This window comes from Puia dinghuensis (assembly GCF_014642875.1).
Classification (GTDB): domain Bacteria; phylum Bacteroidota; class Bacteroidia; order Chitinophagales; family Chitinophagaceae; genus Puia; species Puia dinghuensis.
Genome location: NZ_BMJC01000003.1, coordinates 951,448 through 968,601, shown reverse-complemented (window position 1 = coordinate 968,601; position 17,154 = coordinate 951,448). Strand labels below are relative to the sequence as shown.

16 protein-coding genes are annotated in these 17,154 nt (G+C 54.5%); 13 read left to right on the top strand and 3 right to left on the bottom strand.

Annotated features, from left to right (window positions below):
* Positions 1 to 48 precede the first annotated feature (48 nt).
* From IEY39_RS17335 to IEY39_RS17320, 4 genes are all read left to right on the top strand, one after another.
* Entirely contained in the window at positions 49 to 441 is a 393-nt protein-coding gene (locus tag IEY39_RS17335) for a DUF4783 domain-containing protein (protein WP_188933790.1), read from the top strand.
* Positions 442 to 597: 156 nt separating this feature from the next.
* A complete protein-coding gene (nadC, locus tag IEY39_RS17330) occupies positions 598 to 1,455 on the top strand; it encodes a carboxylating nicotinate-nucleotide diphosphorylase (RefSeq protein ID WP_188933788.1) in 858 nt (285 codons plus the stop codon).
* 131 nt (positions 1,456 to 1,586) lie between these two features.
* Complete coding sequence (locus IEY39_RS17325; RefSeq protein ID WP_188933786.1) at positions 1,587 to 1,925, top strand: translation initiation factor; 339 nt, start codon at positions 1,587 to 1,589, stop codon at positions 1,923 to 1,925.
* Positions 1,883 to 2,041, top strand: a complete 159-nt coding sequence (locus tag IEY39_RS17320; protein WP_188933784.1) for a hypothetical protein — start codon at positions 1,883 to 1,885, stop codon at positions 2,039 to 2,041. The genes IEY39_RS17325 and IEY39_RS17320 overlap by 43 nt, the downstream gene beginning before the upstream one ends.
* A gap of 37 nt (positions 2,042 to 2,078) precedes the next feature.
* Here IEY39_RS17320 and IEY39_RS17315 read toward each other — a convergent pair whose 3' ends face one another.
* Positions 2,079 to 3,530 carry an NADP-dependent isocitrate dehydrogenase gene (locus tag IEY39_RS17315; RefSeq protein ID WP_188933782.1) on the bottom strand — a complete coding sequence of 484 codons (1,452 nt, stop codon included), beginning with the start codon at positions 3,528 to 3,530 and terminating at the stop codon, positions 2,079 to 2,081.
* 219 nt (positions 3,531 to 3,749) lie between these two features.
* Between IEY39_RS17315 and apaG the strand changes: the two genes are divergently transcribed.
* Both apaG and IEY39_RS17305 read left to right on the top strand, forming a co-directional pair.
* Positions 3,750 to 4,136 (top strand): Co2+/Mg2+ efflux facilitator ApaG/CorD, encoded by a 387-nt coding sequence (gene apaG, locus IEY39_RS17310; protein ID WP_188933780.1) that lies wholly within the window; start codon positions 3,750 to 3,752, stop codon positions 4,134 to 4,136.
* 77 nt (positions 4,137 to 4,213) lie between these two features.
* Entirely contained in the window at positions 4,214 to 4,540 is a 327-nt protein-coding gene (locus IEY39_RS17305; protein ID WP_188933778.1) for a hypothetical protein, read from the top strand.
* On the opposite strand, the gene IEY39_RS17300 is transcribed toward IEY39_RS17305, so the two are convergent.
* Complete coding sequence (locus IEY39_RS17300; protein ID WP_188933776.1) at positions 4,535 to 6,586, bottom strand: OPT family oligopeptide transporter; 2,052 nt, start codon at positions 6,584 to 6,586, stop codon at positions 4,535 to 4,537. The two genes, IEY39_RS17305 and IEY39_RS17300, sit on opposite strands and share 6 nt — an antisense overlap.
* Positions 6,587 to 6,618: 32 nt before the next feature.
* Positions 6,619 to 8,298, bottom strand: coding sequence for a peptide MFS transporter (locus tag IEY39_RS17295; RefSeq protein ID WP_188933774.1), 1,680 nt, complete (start codon positions 8,296 to 8,298; stop codon positions 6,619 to 6,621).
* Positions 8,299 to 8,363: 65 nt separating this feature from the next.
* Here IEY39_RS17295 and purD point away from each other — a divergent pair, with 65 nt between their 5' ends.
* The 7 genes from purD (at position 8,364) to rodA (ending at position 17,087) form a co-directional block, all read left to right on the top strand.
* Complete coding sequence (gene purD / locus IEY39_RS17290; protein ID WP_188933772.1) at positions 8,364 to 9,650, top strand: phosphoribosylamine--glycine ligase; 1,287 nt, start codon at positions 8,364 to 8,366, stop codon at positions 9,648 to 9,650.
* A 36-nt stretch (positions 9,651 to 9,686) separates the two neighbouring features.
* Complete coding sequence (locus IEY39_RS17285; protein WP_188933770.1) at positions 9,687 to 10,673, top strand: tryptophan 2,3-dioxygenase; 987 nt, start codon at positions 9,687 to 9,689, stop codon at positions 10,671 to 10,673.
* Between the two features lie 287 nt (positions 10,674 to 10,960).
* Positions 10,961 to 11,986, top strand: a complete 1,026-nt coding sequence (locus IEY39_RS17280) for a rod shape-determining protein (RefSeq protein WP_188933768.1) — start codon at positions 10,961 to 10,963, stop codon at positions 11,984 to 11,986.
* A gap of 13 nt (positions 11,987 to 11,999) precedes the next feature.
* Positions 12,000 to 12,851, top strand: coding sequence for a rod shape-determining protein MreC (mreC, locus tag IEY39_RS17275; RefSeq protein WP_188933766.1), 852 nt, complete (start codon positions 12,000 to 12,002; stop codon positions 12,849 to 12,851).
* Positions 12,848 to 13,381, top strand: a complete 534-nt coding sequence (locus IEY39_RS17270; RefSeq protein ID WP_188933764.1) for a rod shape-determining protein MreD — start codon at positions 12,848 to 12,850, stop codon at positions 13,379 to 13,381. The genes mreC and IEY39_RS17270 overlap by 4 nt, the downstream gene beginning before the upstream one ends.
* 52 nt (positions 13,382 to 13,433) lie before the next feature.
* Entirely contained in the window at positions 13,434 to 15,719 is a 2,286-nt protein-coding gene (mrdA, locus tag IEY39_RS17265) for a penicillin-binding protein 2 (protein ID WP_188933762.1), read from the top strand.
* Positions 15,720 to 15,731: 12 nt separating this feature from the next.
* A complete protein-coding gene (gene rodA, locus IEY39_RS17260; RefSeq protein WP_229688955.1) occupies positions 15,732 to 17,087 on the top strand; it encodes a rod shape-determining protein RodA in 1,356 nt (451 codons plus the stop codon).
* Positions 17,088 to 17,154 lie beyond the last annotated feature (67 nt).

Below are 17,154 nucleotides of genomic sequence, written 5' to 3'. Positions count from 1 at the left end.
AGTTTGGCATATTTTTGGGATTAAGCACACCGACTAATACTCCTTAACATGAAAAGTATAGTTGGGTTGGTGGTGCTTACGGTCTCGTTCGTCCTGGTTTCTCTCCGCCCCCCTCTGTATACGGTTGACGAAATAACTAATGCTATTCGGGTAGGAAATGCTACCGAACTATCCCGTTATCTGGATAGCCGTGTCGATATCTCCCTTCCCGAAAAGACTGATACCTATAGCAAGATACAGGCGGAAATGATCATCCGGGACTTCTTCGCTACCAATGGTGTACAGAACTTCCTGATCAAACACCGGAGTTCCAATGGCGGCGGTACAGAATTCTGTGTAGGGGTTCTGCAGACCCGCAACGGTGACTATCGCACCACCCTCTTTGTCAAACAGAAAGGCGACAGGCAATTGCTGCAGGAGCTACGGTTCCAGACGCAATAAGCCTTCCCGCGCAGCATTTTACAAGGCCAGAGCACCCAAATGCTCCGGCCTTCTTTTGCGCCTGCGGGCCTTGGCGAAAAATAGCCCTCGGCGCAAAAGGGCTAATGATGGCCCTTCGGGCAAAGACCCTGTGGGCCTTTTTTGTATTTTTGCCCCATGTCCAATTTTTTTGACGACCAACTGCAATTCATCATCAGCAACGGCCTGAAAGAAGACATCGGTGACGGCGACCACACCACTTTATCCTGCATCCCGCCCGACGCCCGGGGCAAAGCCGTCCTCCACATCAAACAGGATGGCATCCTTGCCGGCATGGAGATAGCCGAAAAGATCCTGAAATTCAAAGAGCCCACGGCCAAATTCACCGCCTTCAAACAGGACGGCGAAGTAATGCGGGATGGTGAAGAAGCCTTTGTCGCCGAAGCCACCGTCCATACCATCCTGCAATGCGAGCGCCTTATCCTCAACTGCATGCAGCGGATGAGCGGCATCGCCACCCTCACCCGCCAATACGTCGATCGCCTCCAGCGGTATAAGACTCGCGTCCTCGATACCCGGAAGACCACCCCCAACTTCCGGCTCCTGGAGAAAGACGCCGTCCGCATCGGCGGCGGCATCAACCATCGCTTTGGCCTCTATGACATGATCCTGCTAAAGGACAATCATATCGACTACGCCGGCAGTCTGGAAGCGGCCATCGAAAAAGCAAGCGCCTACCGCCAGGCGCACAAGCCCCATTTGAAGATAGAGGTGGAAACAAGAAACCTCAATGAAGTAAAAAGGGTGTTGGCCATAGGCAAGGTCGACCGTATCATGCTCGACAACTTCACTCCCCGGCAGCTATCGGAAGCGCTTTCCCTCATCGGCCAACGCTTCGAAACCGAAGCCAGCGGCGGCATCAACCTCAACAATATCGAAGATTATGCCCGCACCGGGGTTGACTATGTAAGCGTCGGCGCCCTCATCCACCAGGCCAAAAGCCTTGACATGAGTCTGAAAGCCGTACCGGCATAATCCCCAAAAAGCCCTGAGGGCTTTTGCCCGAAGGGCCATCATTAGACTTTTTGCGCCGAGGGCTATTTTTCCCCAAAGCCCGGAGGCGCAAAAAAAAAGGCCCGCAGGTGCAAAACATAAAACCTACAACCATGAGCAAGAAAAAAGCAGGCAGCAACGGCATCGTCTACTCCACCGACCCGGATTTCCGGATGGAGGAAGAAAGCGTCCCTCAGGAGACCCTGGCGCCCAAACAACAAAAGCTGAAAGTAAGACTGGATACCCGCCAGCGCGCCGGCAAAGCAGTTACCCTTATCGAAGGATTTGTCGGTGCAACAGAAGACCTGGAAGACCTGGGCCGGCAGCTGAAGACCCATTGCGGCACCGGCGGCTCGGTAAAAGATGGCGAGATCATCATCCAGGGCGATCAGCGCGACAAGATAACCCAATGGCTCATCGCAAAGGGCTATTCCGCAACCCGGCGCATCTGACGTTGTCCCGCATCCGCCACCAGCCCCATTTTATCACGCTTGCCCTCTTCGTCCTCTTCGGCGTCATCATCCTCGTGCACCTGTCCAACCGCGGCAACAGCGGGCTGCAGCTATAAACACCACAGTTACCCGAAGCGGCAGGAGCCGCGGCGTCTATTGCCCCTGCGCCAGCGAATAGCCCTTCCTTTCCCCCCACATATTCAGCAGTTCGGACGAACAGATGCGGAAGTCGCCGCTAAGGCTGACATACAGCCCAAGCACATCCTGTTGCGTCAACGGACTTCCGTCGATGCTCTCGAATCGTACATTGTACTGGTTGACAAGATTGGTATACACCGAACCCGTAGGCCATACCTGCGTACCTCGGTTGCTGATGTTGATGAGATTGAATTTCACCCCGGCATGCCGCTGGCACTTCTTTGCGATAAACTCCGGCTGCCCGCTGCTCTCGATAAACATATCGACGCCGACGATGATCTCCTGCTGCGTCTCTTCTGAGACCATCATCTCATTACGGGAGAGCTTGAAGGCTGTTTGGGTCACCGGGGCGTTCGGTAGCAGCGGCCTTGCCATATGCTCCGGGGTCTTGCCAAAATTGCCGATGATCACTTCGGCAAAAGCAGTTGTATTCAATGCCGGCGTGTTCTTATCACCGAAGTCACCGGTATGCACACCCTGTTCGAGCGTATATAGCAGGGCGTTTTCGACGATGGCGGCATTCTCCATCAGCCCTAAATGGCGCAGCATCGAGATCCCGCTAAGCAGCAGGGCCGTAGGATTGGCGATATTCTTCCCGGCGATGTCCGGGGCTGTCCCGTGCACGGCCTCGAAGATCGCGATGTGATCCCCGATATTGGCGGAGGGCGCAAATCCAAGCCCCCCGACCAGTCCCGCACAAAGGTCGGAGATGATATCTCCCTGCAGATTGGTGAGGACCACTACGTCGAAATCCTGCGGCCGCACAACGAGTTTCATCGCCAGGTCGTCGACGATGATATCATCCGACCGCAACTCGGGGTATTCTTTGGCCACCTCCTGGAAGCATTCCAGGAAAAGCCCGTCTGTCAGTTTCATGATATTTGCCTTGTGACCGCAGGTGATGCGCCGGGCGCCATTCTTCTTCGCCATCTCAAAAGCGTATTTGATCACCTGCAGACTGCCGGGACGCGTGATGAAACGCCGGCTAAGCGCCACATCCTGTGTCAGCATGTGTTCGATGCCGCCATAGGTGTCTTCGATATTCTCCCGGACAATGGTGATGTCGATGGGTATCCCCGCCTTGGAGAACACGGTGTCCACCCCATGCAGTGTCTGGAAGACCCGTTTGTTCGCATAGGTATTCCAGGTCTTGCGGGCCGTTACATTGACACTTTTTACCCCCTTCCCTTTCGGGGTCTCCATCGGACCCTTGAACAAAATACCCAGATCTTCGATCGTATGTTTTGCTTCGGGGGTCATACCATTCGAAAACCCTTTGTCAAATACCCACTTACCCATATCGACGAAAGTGTATTCCAACGGAACCTTGGCGGCATCGAAAATCCGGAGTACGGCATCCATGATCTCCGGGCCTATTCCATCTCCTTTTGCGACTGCGATCTTCATATTTCAAATTTTTGTATTTTCTAACCGGCGGTCCCCGGCACCTTAACGGACCAAGGGTCCGTTGGCCGAAGACCAGACATTAGCCATTTTCGGGAGATGCGCTACTTTTCCGACAGTGCATCTCCCGAAAAAATAACGGACCAAGGTGCCCGACGGCCAAGCGGCAAAATTAGGTTAGTTTTTGCCCCATTTTGATTAACTTTAGAAAAAACTTGGTTGATGGCAAACAAGATCTCAGAAGGAATGGAAGTGAGCGTCGAGACCTTTTACCAGCCGGATTACTCTAACCCCATATCCGGCGAATACATGTTTGCCTATCGCATCACCATCGAAAACCATAATAACTTCTCAGTGAAACTGCACCGCCGCCATTGGCACATCTTCGACAGCAACGGCAGCTACCGGGAAGTAGAAGGAGAAGGAGTAGTCGGCGTTCAGCCCATCCTCCAGCCGGGCGAACGGTATCAATATGTCAGCGGCTGTAACCTGCGCACCGAAATGGGCAAAATGTACGGCTCGTATACCATGGAAAATCTCAACAATAAAAAGTCCTTCGAAGTAAATATCCCCATCTTCGAGATGATCGTGCCTTTTAAAATGAACTGATTCCCACGGTTTAACATTTTCTATGCAACAGTAGTCTCCTTTTTTGTGTCATTGGGGTGTTAGCACAACTGACTTCCATGAAAAAATTACCTCCCCTCCTGCTGATCATCCTCATCGCCCTCCAGCCAGGCTGTAAAAAGACAAATGATACCACTCTCAGCGAGACCAGGGCCCATGTCCTATACGGCGCCCGCCCCGAAGTCGACGGGCTCGGGTACTACATCCACGTCGATGGCACGGGAGAAAATGTGATCCCCCTCAACCTTCCCTCCTCTTATCAACGGCCAACCGTCAATACCGCGGTCGGCCTTAAATTCGTGGATACCGGCAAACGCCAGATCGTGGGTGATCTCGCCAGCGGCGGCTTCCGCGTCGTTTATGTAGTCTCTATCAGAGATCTATAATTCCATCTTTTGCTTCGAAACACCCGCGCGGTAGAGCGCAAAGCCCATCACCGCGAAGAAGGCGAAGCCCAGCAGGTAATAACCAGTTACTCCCAGTCCCGCCGACATCACCTTTTCCAGGCTTAGCCTGCTCATAAAGGCAACAACTGACTGCGGTACGCTCAGAAAGGCAAAGATCACCCCCATCAGCGCGCCACCCGCCACCAATCCGGTCGCAAACAGATTCCCTTTTTCCAGGTCTTCCTCCCCTCCCTTGATGACCGTGCCCCTTTTCTGCTTTACCTTGTCCACAAGGCCGCGGATCATGCCCCCGAGGAAAATGGGAAAGGTGGTGGAGAACGGCAGATAGACGCCGATAGCAAAGGATAGCGCCCGAACCCCGCAAAGCTCCATCACAAGGGCCAGTGCAGCGCCCGCCAGCACGAAGTTCCAGTCCAGGTTCTTGGATAAGATACCCCTGATCAGCGTGGCCATCAGCGTAGCCTGCGGGGCATTGAATACGCTGCCTATCTTATGATGAATACCCTTGGCAAGCAACTCGGGACTGGGAATATCCAGTATCTTGATAGTAAAGCCAACGGCAAGGGCAGACACGATGACGCCGATGAACAGCGCCAGCTGCTGATATCTTGGCGTCGCCCCTACCAGGTAACCCGTTTTCAGGTCCTGGGAGGTGCCCCCGGCATTGGAGGCAGCGATACAAACCATGCCGCCGACCACCAGCGCCATTGGTTCATACACCTTTCCACTCCAGCCCACGGCAAGAAAGATAAGACAGGTTCCCATTACGGTGGCGATGGTCATGCCCGACACCGGGCTGTTGGAAGAACCGATGAGGCCTACGATGCGGGAGGCTACCGTCACGAAGAAGGCTCCGAACAACAGGATCAGCACCCCGATGAGCAGCCGTTGAAAAAAGGAATCACCGGGAATAATCGTCAGACAGCCGATGAGGACGACAAGACCCAGGCTGCCAAGCCCCACTACCTTGAGACTCAGGTCGCGCTCCGTCCGAAGCCGTCCATCCGGGCCTGCATTCTTTACCGAACCGATGCTTTCCCTGAAGGAAGCTACGATCGTCGGGATAGTCTTTATCAGCGTGATAAGCCCCCCCATGGCTACCGCTCCGGCGCCGATGAGCCGCACATAGGCCCGGTAGATGGCCGAAGCCGGGTCGGCAAAGGTCTTGGTTACGGGGTCCCAGCCGCCATAGCCGCCTGCTGTATCCATACTCTTAAGAAAGCCAAGTTTCACCTGCTGCTGGGCGATCGTGGCGGGGTCTATCAGCGAAGCAACCAGCGGATGAAAGACAAGCCAGCTCAATACACTGCCGGCAAACAGCACCCCGGCTATCCGCGGCCCGATGATATAACCCACACCCATATATTCCGGGGTGATGTTGGCGGATATCTGGGCAGAAGGGAATATCTTATTATAGGTCTTGCTTTTCACCGTGTCGAAAACCGGTGTTTCGGCGATTACCTTAAACATCTTCTGCAACACTGCATAGACAAAGGCAAAGCCAAGTCCCTGAAAAGCCGACCGGGCAAAGTCCCCGCCTTTTTCTCCCGCCTTCAGCACCGAAGCGCAGGCCGTACCTTCCGGATAAGGCAGGGTCTCATGTTCTTTTACGATGAGGCTGCGGCGCAGCGGGATCATCAGCAGGGTGCCCAGCATGCCCCCGAAGATGGCCAGGATGAAAATGACACCGTAATTAAAGAAGTCGCCCGCCTCCGCTGTAGAAAGGAAGAAGAACCCCGGCAGGGTAAACACTACACCAGCTGCGATGCTCTCGCTGGCGCTGCCCGTCGTCTGGATGATGTTGTTCTCGAGAATAGTCGTTTTGAAAAGCCGCCGGCCGATGGTGATAGCCATTACGGCGATGGGAATGGAAGCCGATACGGTGAGCCCGGCATTCAACGCAAGATAGACCGTCGCGGCGCCAAAGGCGATGCCAAAGACACTGCCCATCAACAAGGCCTTGAACGTAAACTCTTTCATCTCCGTCTCCGGGCTGACAAAAGGCTTGAATTTCTTTTCAGACATGCTGTTGGTTTTGGTTTAGTTGATTTCCGCGATCAGGCCTCCCCCGTTTTCTCGCGGACAATACCATTCAGACTCCGGATGCGGCTAAAGATCAGCACCGAGCCGACGACACCCGCTACAAACCAGATGAGGAAAAACACTCTTTTGTCGGGGAATTTATCCCAGCTGCTGGTCATCAGCCCCGCGACCTTGCTGCCGAGTGACATGGTAAGGAACCAGCCGCCCATCAACAAGGCGGTAAGCCGGTGCGGCGCTAATTTGGACACCAGCGACAATCCCATGGGACTCAAAAAGACCTCCGCGGCGGTGATGACAAAATACGTTCCCCAAAGCCAGCCGGGGGATACCTTCTGTTGATAGATGGAAGCCACCGACAACACGGCAAAGAACATCACAAGGGAGGAAAGGCCTGAGAGGAATAGCGCGATGCCGAATTTGGCCGGGGTTGTCGGCTCCTTGCCCCGTCGCCGCAGGAAAGTAAAGAGGGCCACCAGCAGGGGGGTGAGGGTCACGATAAAAAAGGGTCCGATGGACTGGAACAGTTCGGCGTTGGCTAGTTTAACGTTCTGGCCGGATGGCGGCCAGTCACTCCGCGGAATATTATGAAAATAAGGGTCGGGCCCCTGGGTCTTTATTATTTCACCATGCGCATCCCGGATGGCTACCATATGGGCATCGAGGGAATCCACGGGGCGGGGGGTGGTATTTACCTGCTGCAAAAGCCCCATCCAGTCGGCGCCCTTCTCCATCACCGGGGAGGTGATGGTCCGGTCGGTATGCTGCTCGGTCCAAAGGGTGTAGGCGGTGAAGTTTTGGTAGTATAACGACCAGAAGATGACGGACACCGCGAAGATATAGAGCAGGGCGCCGATGCCCCGCTTGTCCTCCTTTCTGGCCTTTACCCAGATGGAAATAAAAAACCCGATGATGGGGATACAGGCAAAGACAAAGGCATCGCTGGCCGGCGTTCCCATCAGGGTGGTATGAAACAGCAGGCCCGGAAGGGTATAGCCGATGATGGCGGCGACGATTCCGGGCACAAATACATACAGGCAGATCTGGCCCAGCGTCATATCCTCTTTCTGCGGCGGTTTACGGACATCTCCTGCCTTGACATGCTTTAGGTTAGCGGCCAGGTTTATCAGGCCGATCACCATCCCGACGCCGGCTGCGCCAAAAGCATACCCCCAGCCGTATTTGTTGCGCAGGTAGGCGGCGGCAAAATTGCAGAGCAGCGAGCCCGTGTTGATGCCCATGTAGAAAATATTATAGGCGTTGTCCTTTAGCGGTTTTAGTTCCTCTTTATTATAGATATTGCCCAGCAGAGTGCTGATGTTGGGTTTGAAGAAGCCGTTGCCGATAACGATCAGCCCCAGAGAGATATACAGCGCGACATCCCCGGGAAAGATCAGCCCGAAATAGCCCGCCGCCAGGAAGGTCCCGCCGATAAAGACCGACCGGATATAGCCCAGATAGCGGTCGGCGATCATCCCGCCGATGAACATGGGCAGCCAGATGAGAGCAAGAAAAGTCCCGGTGATGTCTGCGGCATGCTTCTCGTCCAGGCCTTTGCCGCCCGTTTTATTGTCCAGTAAGTAAAGAAAGAGGATTCCCGCGAGTAGATAGTAGGCAAAACGCTCCCACATTTCCGTCAAAAAAAGTACATAGAGGCCCTTCGGATGTCTGGGTTTGGGAGCGGTTGTTAAACTCATGCAATTAAAAAATTAGCACCTAAAGTACTGAAATATGCGCACGAAATTCGAATTTCGGGTCCGCTATGCATATATTATTATTAGGCTCTGGAGGCCGCGAACACGCGCTGGCCTGGAAACTGGTGCAAAGTAGCCAATGCACTCGCCTCTATGTCGCGCCGGGCAATGCCGGTACTGCCCGCTGCGGTATAAATATTGACCTTTCCCCCCTGGATTTTGAAGGAATAAAGAAGTTTTGCCTCCGCGAGGACATCGGAATGGTGGTCGTCGGCCCCGAAGAGCCGCTGGTAAAGGGCATCGTCGACTTCTTTGCGGGCGATGCCGCCCTGCGGAAAATACCGGTGATCGGTCCGTCCGCCAAAGGCGCCCAACTGGAAGGCAGCAAGGCTTTTTCCAAGAAATTCATGGCAAGACATGGCATCCCGACCGCCGCCTACGGAGAATTCAGCGTCGACAACTATGCCGAAGGCATCACCTATCTGCAACAGCATTCCCTCCCGGTGGTGTTGAAGGCCGACGGCCTGGCGGCAGGAAAAGGCGTCGTCATCTGTCAGAGCACCATCGAGGCCGTGGCGGAATTCGAACTCATGCTCCAGGGCAACAAATTCGGGGAAGCCAGTAACAAAGTGGTGGTGGAAGAATTCCTTTCGGGCATAGAGCTTTCGGTCTTCGTGTTGACGGATGGAAAACATTTCCTCACCCTGCCCGAAGCAAAGGATTACAAGCGCGTGGGGGAAGGGGATACCGGCCCCAACACCGGCGGGATGGGCGCAGTTAGTCCCGTACCCTTTGCCGGCGAAGAGTTCATGGGAAAAGTAACCGACCGCATCATCATTCCGACAATAAAAGGCCTGGCGGAAGAAAACATCGACTATAGGGGGTTTATCTTCATCGGGGTCATAAAGGTTGGCGATGATCCTTATGTCATCGAGTACAATTGCCGCATGGGCGACCCCGAGACAGAAGTCGTCATGCCCCGGCTAAAGAACGACCTCGTAGAGCTCTTCCTGGCGGTTGGGTCGCAAACCCTCGATACGCTGACCATCAGCCAGGACGAACGGACGGCCTGTACCATCGTAGCGGTCAGCGGTGGCTATCCCGGTTCTTACCAGAAGGGGCTGCCCATCAGCGGGCTCGACCAGCTGCTCCCGGAGGACGGCGACAGCCTCGTCTTTCATGCCGGCACCCGTACCGAAAATGATGCGATCCTGACCAATGGCGGCCGGGTATTGTGCATCACCTCCTTTGCCGAAACTGTCTATGAAGCCGTCGACAAGTCCAGGGATGTACTGGAAAACATCTATTACGACGGCATCTATTATCGCCGGGATATAGGGTACGAATTCTTGTAGCCCCGCCGCGGCCAACCCAAAAAACGATTGCGAAACATGCATTATAGCGATTACCTCCAACTCGACAAGATCCTCGACGCTCAGCAACTCGAAAGCGACCGGCAGGGCATGCATGCCCATGACGAAATGCTTTTCATCGTCATTCATCAGGCCTACGAACTATGGTTTCGCCAACTGCTCTATGAAACTGATTCCATCATCGGCATCTTCGGGCAGCCGGCGCTGAACGATAATTCACCCGAACTCCAGACCATCGTCCACCGACTTTCCCGCTGTGCGACCATCCTCAAGGTGCTGGTACACCAGATCGATATCATGGAGACCATGAACCCTATGGACTTCCAGGATTTCCGCGACCTGCTGAGGCCGGCTTCCGGCTTCCAGAGTGTACAGTTCAAGCTCCTGGAAGCCAGACTAGGCTTGAAATACGAACACCGATATGGCCAGAAGTACTACCTCTCCCAACTTCGGCCCGAAGAGGTGGACAGGATACTGGCAGCCGAACAGGCCCCGTCCCTGCTGCAACTGGTAGACGCCTGGCTCGAGCGGATGCCCTTCTTTGATGAAGCAGCCGCCAATCACTTCTGGTCAGACTATCGCCACCGGTACGAGACAAGCCTGGCGGAAGGCGAAAAAGGCAACCTCCAAAAATTCGACGCCGTGTTCTTTGAACAGGATGCGGCCCGGAGCCTTTCCGCTGCCGCCTGCCGCTCGGCGCTCTTCATCATGCTTTATCGCGGCTATCCCTTGCTGCAACTACCCTTCCAGGTGTTGCATCAACTGCTGGAGATAGACGAACAGCTCAGCACCTGGCGCTATCGTCACATGAGCATGGTCCATCGCACCATCGGCAGCCGCATCGGCACAGGAGGCAGCACCGGCAAAGACTACCTGTCCGCCGCCCTCGATCGCCATCACCTCTTCCGGGAGATAGCCGCCCTCACCAGCTTCCTGCTTCAACGGAAAAGGCTACCCACACTCCCGCCAGACATGCAGCGGCAACTCGGATTCGCTGGCGCTTAAAAGGAGCCGGCCTACTCACGCAACCGGAGCCGCTGGAAGCGGCTCGGCCGAAGGCCAGACATTAGCCCCGGTTAGAGACGCCGAAGGCGGCTCGTAGCGTAGAATGCATGTACACACAATTTATACCCCTCGCGGATACGATGCCGGTGATTTTATCGTTTCTGGATTAATCGCAACATATGGGGAAAATAATCCATCGAATCAAGGCTTTCGCCTTGGTGATTCAGATTATTTCCTTCAATTTTGCTGGCAATATCCTAATATCATAAAAATCTCGACCTTTTAAAATGGGTTTATTCAATTTCCTTACACAAGAAATAGCGATGGACTTGGGTACCGCCAATACCCTGATTATACATAACGACGAAATAGTGGTGAATGAGCCGAGTATCGTTGCCCTCGACCGAAATAACCCTAAAAACGTGCTGGCCGTAGGCAAACGCGCCCTGATGATGCACGAAAAAACCCACGAAAGTATCCGTACAGTTCGTCCCCTCAAAGACGGGGTTATCGCCGACTTCAACGCGGCCGAACTCATGATACGGGAGATGATCAAAATGATCTATCCCAAGAAACCCCTCTTTCCCCCAAGTTGGCGGATGATGATCTGTATCCCTTCCAGCATTACGGAAGTGGAGAAAAGAGCCGTCCGCGACAGCGCCGAACAAGCGGGCGCGAAAGAGGTCTATCTTATCCACGAACCCATGGCTGCCGCCCTCGGCATCGGCATCGATGTCGAAGAACCCGTCGGTAACATGATCATCGACATAGGTGGTGGTACCACGGGTATCACCGTCATCGCCCTCGCCGGCATCGTCTGTGACCAGTCCATCCGCATCGCAGGTGACGAATTTACCGCCGACATCATGGAAGCGCTCCGCCGGTATCACTCCCTGCTCATCGGTGAGCGTACGGCAGAGCAGATAAAGATCCAGATCGGCGCCGCCTTGAAAGATCTCGACAATCCCCCGGACGACATCCCGGTCAACGGCCGCGACCTTGTCACCGGTATCCCTAAACAGATCATGGTCTCCTATCAGGAAATAGCCGAAGCCCTCGACAAGAGTATCTTCAAGATCGAAGAGGCTATCCTCAAAGCCCTGGAAACGACCCCGCCCGAACTGGCCGGCGACATCTATCGCCGCGGTCTTTACCTCACCGGTGGGGGCGCCTTGCTGCGGGGATTGGACAAACGGCTTAGCCAAAAAATAAAACTACCCGTGCATATAGCCGACGACCCATTGAAAAGCGTGGTAAGGGGTACTGGAATTGCCTTAAAGAATTATGATCGGTATCCGTTCGTAATGAGATAAATGATTTGAACCGATGCGTAACGTTTTTCTCTTCATCAGAAGGCATTTCAACTTCCTCTTCTTCCTGGTGTTGCAGATCATCGCCCTATCCTTTCTCTTTCGCTTCAATAAGTTCCACCAGGCCGCCTTCCTCAACGTCAGCACCGAGATCACCGGCCGCATCAACGAGCGCTACAACAACATCGAATATTATTTCCAGCTAAAGAAGACCAACGAATCCCTTGTCCAGGAGAACGCCCGGCTGCGCCAGCAGTTGAAAGAGAACTATGAGGCCCCCGACTCGTTAACCCGGCTGATCCACGATACCATCAGGGTAGACTCCACCTCCATCATCAAGTATAAGATCATGGAGGCGAAAGTCGTCGGCAACACCACTTCCCTGCAGGACAACTACCTCACCATCCACCGCGGCTTTGATCAGGGCGTCCGCCCCAATATGGGCGTCACCGGTCCCCAGGGCATCGTAGGGTCCGTCGTCAACGTCAGCAAGAACTTCGCCACCGTCCAGAGTATGCTCCACTACCAGTTCAAGTATGTGGCCAAACTAAAACACAGCAACGAAACCGGGACAATAGGATGGGATGGACTCAGCCCCCTCTACGTCATCATGAAGGGTATTCCCAAAAGCGCCAAAGTCGAAAAAGGGGATACGGTCCTCACCACCCAGCTAACATCCACCTTTCCCGCAAACCTGATGATCGGCACCGTCGCCGAGATCGTACCCGACAACTCGTCCAGCTTCTATACGCTGAAAGTGAGGGCGGCTACCAATTTCGGCAATATTGAATATGTGTATGTCATTGACAACCTTCAATATGAGGAGCAAAAAATGTTGGAAGATTCGACCCGCAAAAAGATACAATGAGCGAACTGCTGAAAAATACCATCCGCTTCATCCTCTTCATCCTGGTACAGGTGTTTATCCTTTTCAAGATGCCGCCCCTCCACCGGTTTGTAACCCCCTATCTCTACTATCTCTATATCCTCTGGCTGCCGTTTAGCTTGTCGCGGATGTCGCTCACCTTCGTTGGTTTCTTTTTCGGCCTCTGTCTCGACTACTTTACAAAAACGCCCGGTCTCCACGCCGCCGCCTGCACGCTCATCGCATATGTCCGGCCCTTTGTCATCAGCGTCCTCATCTCCCAGGAAGGCGCCGATAAGAACTATATCTCTCCCTCCATCGTAAGTATGGGCTGGGCTCCCTACGCCACCTATGTTATCGTGCTGACGCTGTTACACCATACCTATCTCGTGCTGCTGGAATGGCTCAACTTTGGTAGCGTGATGTACTTCATCGGCAAGGTGTTTGCATCCACTGCCGTCAGCCTGTTATTGGTTCTGCTCACCGAAATGTTGTTCTTCCGGAAACAAAAATTCCGGACCAATACGATCTGAGTTTCTTTCGCGTTAATCCTGTGGATATCGTAACTTCGGGTAGCAAACCAATATGCCTGTATTTAATCAATCGCGTAGCAATATAATCCGGCTCATTTTCGCCGGAATGTTCCTGATCATTTTCGCCCAGTTGTTCCACCTGCAGATCGTTTCCAAAAAATATAAACAGCAGGCCCAGGAAAACGCCCTTTTCCGGAAAAGCGTTTATCCTACCCGTGGGATCATCTACGACCGGAAAGGCCGCGCCATCCTCAACAATACCATTCTTTACGACCTCATGGTCACCCCGTCTCAGGTAAAGAACATCGACACCACCTATTTCTGTCAGTTGGTAGGCATCGACACCGCCGAATTTCACCGCCGCATCGTCGACGCCCGGGTGAAGAACGGACCCTTCCGACCCACTACCTTCCAGGGCCTGCTGCCACCCGAGATGTACGCGCGCATGGAAGAGAACATCTGGAAATTCCCCGGTTTCAACCTGCAGGAGCGCCCCGTCCGCGTCTATCCTTACAATGCCGCCGCGCATATTATGGGCTATGTCGGGGAAGTAGACTCTGCTATCCTGCGCCGCAGCAACAACTTCTACCAATTGGGTGACTATGTTGGTCGTAGCGGCCTCGAACAATACTATGAGAAAGCGCTCATGGGCCAACGTGGCATCGAATTCTGGATAAAGGATAACAAGAACAGACTCGTGGGCCGCTACGCGGATAAGAATCTCGATACCCCCGCCGTCGCCGGGAAGAACCTGCATACCTACCTGGATATCGAGCTGCAGCAGCTGGCCGAACGCCTCCTTTATGGCAAGACCGGCGCCGTTGTCGCCATCGAACCTTCCACCGGCGGCATCCTGGCCATGGTCTCGGGACCGAGTTATGACCCCAATGCCCTGACAGGTCCCGATAAACAAAACAACTACGCCCGGCTCGTACTGGATGAGTCCCGGCCGCTTTTCAACCGCGCCATCAAAGGACAGTATCAGTCCGGTTCTACCTATAAGCCCATCGGGGCGCTCATCGGCCTCGATGAAGGGGTGATCACCCCGGCCAGCGGCTACGATTGTCATGGCGTATACCTGGCCTGCAGCAAACCCATCAAATGCGAGGAGCATTGGGCCGGCCATGCCGCCAATCTGCGCCTTGCCATCGCCCATTCCTGCAACTCCTTTTTCTGTAATACCTTCCGCCTGGAATTGGACGACCCCGAATTCCATAGCGTCCGCCGCGGTCTGATGAAGTGGAAGGAATATGTCAACGCCTTCGGCCTCGGCCACCGGTTGGGAGTCGACATCCCCAGCGAGGACGGTGGCAATATTCCCGACACCTCGGCCTACGACAAGGAATACAATCACCTGTGGAACTCCTGTAGCATGGCCACTATGGGCATCGGCCAGGACAAACTGGAGGTGACACCGCTACAGATGGCCAATGCGATGTGCATTGTCGCCAATAAGGGGTACTATTATACTCCACACTTCGTGCGGAGCATCGAAGGCGCCCCGGAAGACGATACGCTCCTCGGTCGCTTTCACCAGAAGCATGAACCCGTCTCTCATATCTCTGACGCGGACTACGAAGTGGTACATAGCGGGATGCAGGATGTAACGGAGATCGGTACGGGCCGGCCAGCGCGCATCCCGGGCATCGACATTTGTTCCAAGACCGGTACGGCGGAGAACAAGCGCGTCATCGACGGAAAGATCGTCAAGCTCAAATCGCACTCCTGGTTTGTCTGTTTCGCACCCCGCGACAACCCGAAGATCGCCGTCGCCGTCATTGTCGAAAATGGTGGTTATGGCGGCGACCAGGCAGCGCCCATCGCCTCCCTGCTCGTGGAGAAATACCTTCGCGACACCATCGCCACTTCCCGGCTGGCACTGCTGGATGACATTACCAAACGCAACCTCATGCCCCGCTATCTTGTTCGCTTGCAGTTTAAGGCCGATTCCTCGCGTGCCGCCGACTGGGCCCGCCAAAGCGGTGACAGCACGCGCTGGACCAAATACCAGACCCCATCCTTCCGTTATATGATGCTGGATACATCCGATGGGTCCAGGAGCCCACTGATGCTCCAGCTGCAAAAGCCATCGCCGTACAAGAGCGCCCTGGCCGAACGGCTGGCCAAACAAAAGGCGCAAATGGCAGCCGCTACCATCGGCCTGGATTCGACGATAAAGACCGCAGCGGCCAATACAAGAACCAAACGCGATAGTACAGACCCCGCGGCAAAACCGCATACCCCAAGGACACCACGGAAAGATTCCGGGGTGAACCTGTCCGCCCGAAAACCGGCCGGCAACGCTGATTCCGTAAAACAAAAAGACTCGACTCCATAATCCTGTAAGCTCATGGCACTGAACCAACGCAATCCCACCATCTCAAAAGGCGTCGACTGGTCCCTGGTCTGGATCTGGTTCACTCTCTGTGCCATCGGCATCACGAGCATCTTCGCCGCCTCCTACCATGACGGCGATAATGTCGCGCAGGGTTTTATCTCGCTAAAGACCGACTATAGCCGGCAGCTGCTGTTCTTTATCCTGTCCGGCATCCTCGGGATATTCATTCTGCTCACCGACAGCAAATTCTTTACGGCGACGGCCAACCTGGGCTATGCCCTTGGCATTTTCCTGTTGCTGCTGGTCTTTCCTTTTCACTCGCGCGTTAAGGGTACTGAATCGATCATCCGGTTTGGCAATGCCTTCCAGATACAGCCGGCCGACATTTGTAAACTGTTTGTAAACCTGGCGCTGGCAAAATACCTTTCACGCGTGGAGACCAATTTTACAAAGCCGCGCTCGCAACTCATCGCCACCGTCATCGCCCTGGTTCCCGCCATGTTCAGCATCATGCAGCATGAAATGGGACTCTCCCTGGTGTATTTTTCCTTCTTCCTCGTCATGTTCCGCGAAGGCCTTCCCCCTTCGGTGCTCATCATCGGCTTTTCCTTTGCGGTGCTTGTCGTCGCCACTCTCCTGGTAGAGCCTAACACCCTGGCGCTGACCCTCACCGGTATCGCGCTTGCTGCGATCTTCTTCCTCCGCAAAGCCATCAAACGCAACCGCAGTATCCTCTTCCTCATCGCCGGCATCTGGTTCATCTGCGTAGGCGTGCAGCGCTTCGTCGTCCCCTTTGCCTTCGACCACGTCTTTCAACCCTACCAGGTGAAGCGCATCTATGACGCCATCGGGAAGGACTATGTCCCCAAAGACCAGGCCGCCGAAGCCGCACTGGAGAACGAGCAGCGGAAAAGCACGCATAAAGGGAATGACAACTATAATGTCAAGCAGAGCAAGATCGCCATCGGCAGCGGCGGCGTCATCGGCAAGGGCCTGCTCAAGGGCACGCAAACGCGCTATGACTTCGTGCCCGAACAGAAGACGGATTTCATCTTCTGCACCATCGGCGAAGGCTTTGGCTTCATCGGCAGCGTCCTCTTCCTGGGCATCTATATTGTGTTGCTGATGCGCATCGTCACCATCGCCGAACGACAGCGAAGCGTATTCAGCCGGTGTTATGCCTATGGCGTAGCCAGCGTGCTTTTCTTCCACATCATTATCAATATCTGTATGACGATAGGACTCGCTCCCGTCATCGGCATCACCCTGCCCTTTATCAGCTATGGCGGTACTTCCCTCATCACGTTCAGCATCATGCTCTTCATCCTGGTGAGGCTCGATGCCGATCGCCAGATGGTATTGCGTTAAGCCCCGCCCCCGCGATGGCGCATCCCGCGACAAAGGGCTATCATCGCTACAAAGACCCTATCTTTGC

Coding starts and splice junctions, on each gene's coding strand:
- IEY39_RS17325 (WP_188933786.1), top strand. CDS start 1,587: ATGAGCAAGAAAAAAGCAGGCAGCAACGGCATCGTCTACTCCACCGAC.
- mreC (WP_188933766.1), top strand. CDS start 12,000: ATGCGTAACGTTTTTCTCTTCATCAGAAGGCATTTCAACTTCCTCTTC.
- IEY39_RS17320 (WP_188933784.1), top strand. CDS start 1,883: ATGGCTCATCGCAAAGGGCTATTCCGCAACCCGGCGCATCTGACGTTG.
- mrdA (WP_188933762.1), top strand. CDS start 13,434: ATGCCTGTATTTAATCAATCGCGTAGCAATATAATCCGGCTCATTTTC.
- IEY39_RS17295 (WP_188933774.1), bottom strand. CDS start 8,298: ATGAGTTTAACAACCGCTCCCAAACCCAGACATCCGAAGGGCCTCTAT.
- IEY39_RS17270 (WP_188933764.1), top strand. CDS start 12,848: ATGAGCGAACTGCTGAAAAATACCATCCGCTTCATCCTCTTCATCCTG.
- IEY39_RS17300 (WP_188933776.1), bottom strand. CDS start 6,586: ATGTCTGAAAAGAAATTCAAGCCTTTTGTCAGCCCGGAGACGGAGATG.
- rodA (WP_229688955.1), top strand. CDS start 15,732: ATGGCACTGAACCAACGCAATCCCACCATCTCAAAAGGCGTCGACTGG.
- purD (WP_188933772.1), top strand. CDS start 8,364: ATGCATATATTATTATTAGGCTCTGGAGGCCGCGAACACGCGCTGGCC.
- IEY39_RS17315 (WP_188933782.1), bottom strand. CDS start 3,530: ATGAAGATCGCAGTCGCAAAAGGAGATGGAATAGGCCCGGAGATCATG.
- IEY39_RS17280 (WP_188933768.1), top strand. CDS start 10,961: ATGGGTTTATTCAATTTCCTTACACAAGAAATAGCGATGGACTTGGGT.
- IEY39_RS17305 (WP_188933778.1), top strand. CDS start 4,214: ATGAAAAAATTACCTCCCCTCCTGCTGATCATCCTCATCGCCCTCCAG.
- IEY39_RS17285 (WP_188933770.1), top strand. CDS start 9,687: ATGCATTATAGCGATTACCTCCAACTCGACAAGATCCTCGACGCTCAG.
- apaG (WP_188933780.1), top strand. CDS start 3,750: ATGGCAAACAAGATCTCAGAAGGAATGGAAGTGAGCGTCGAGACCTTT.
- nadC (WP_188933788.1), top strand. CDS start 598: ATGTCCAATTTTTTTGACGACCAACTGCAATTCATCATCAGCAACGGC.
- IEY39_RS17335 (WP_188933790.1), top strand. CDS start 49: ATGAAAAGTATAGTTGGGTTGGTGGTGCTTACGGTCTCGTTCGTCCTG.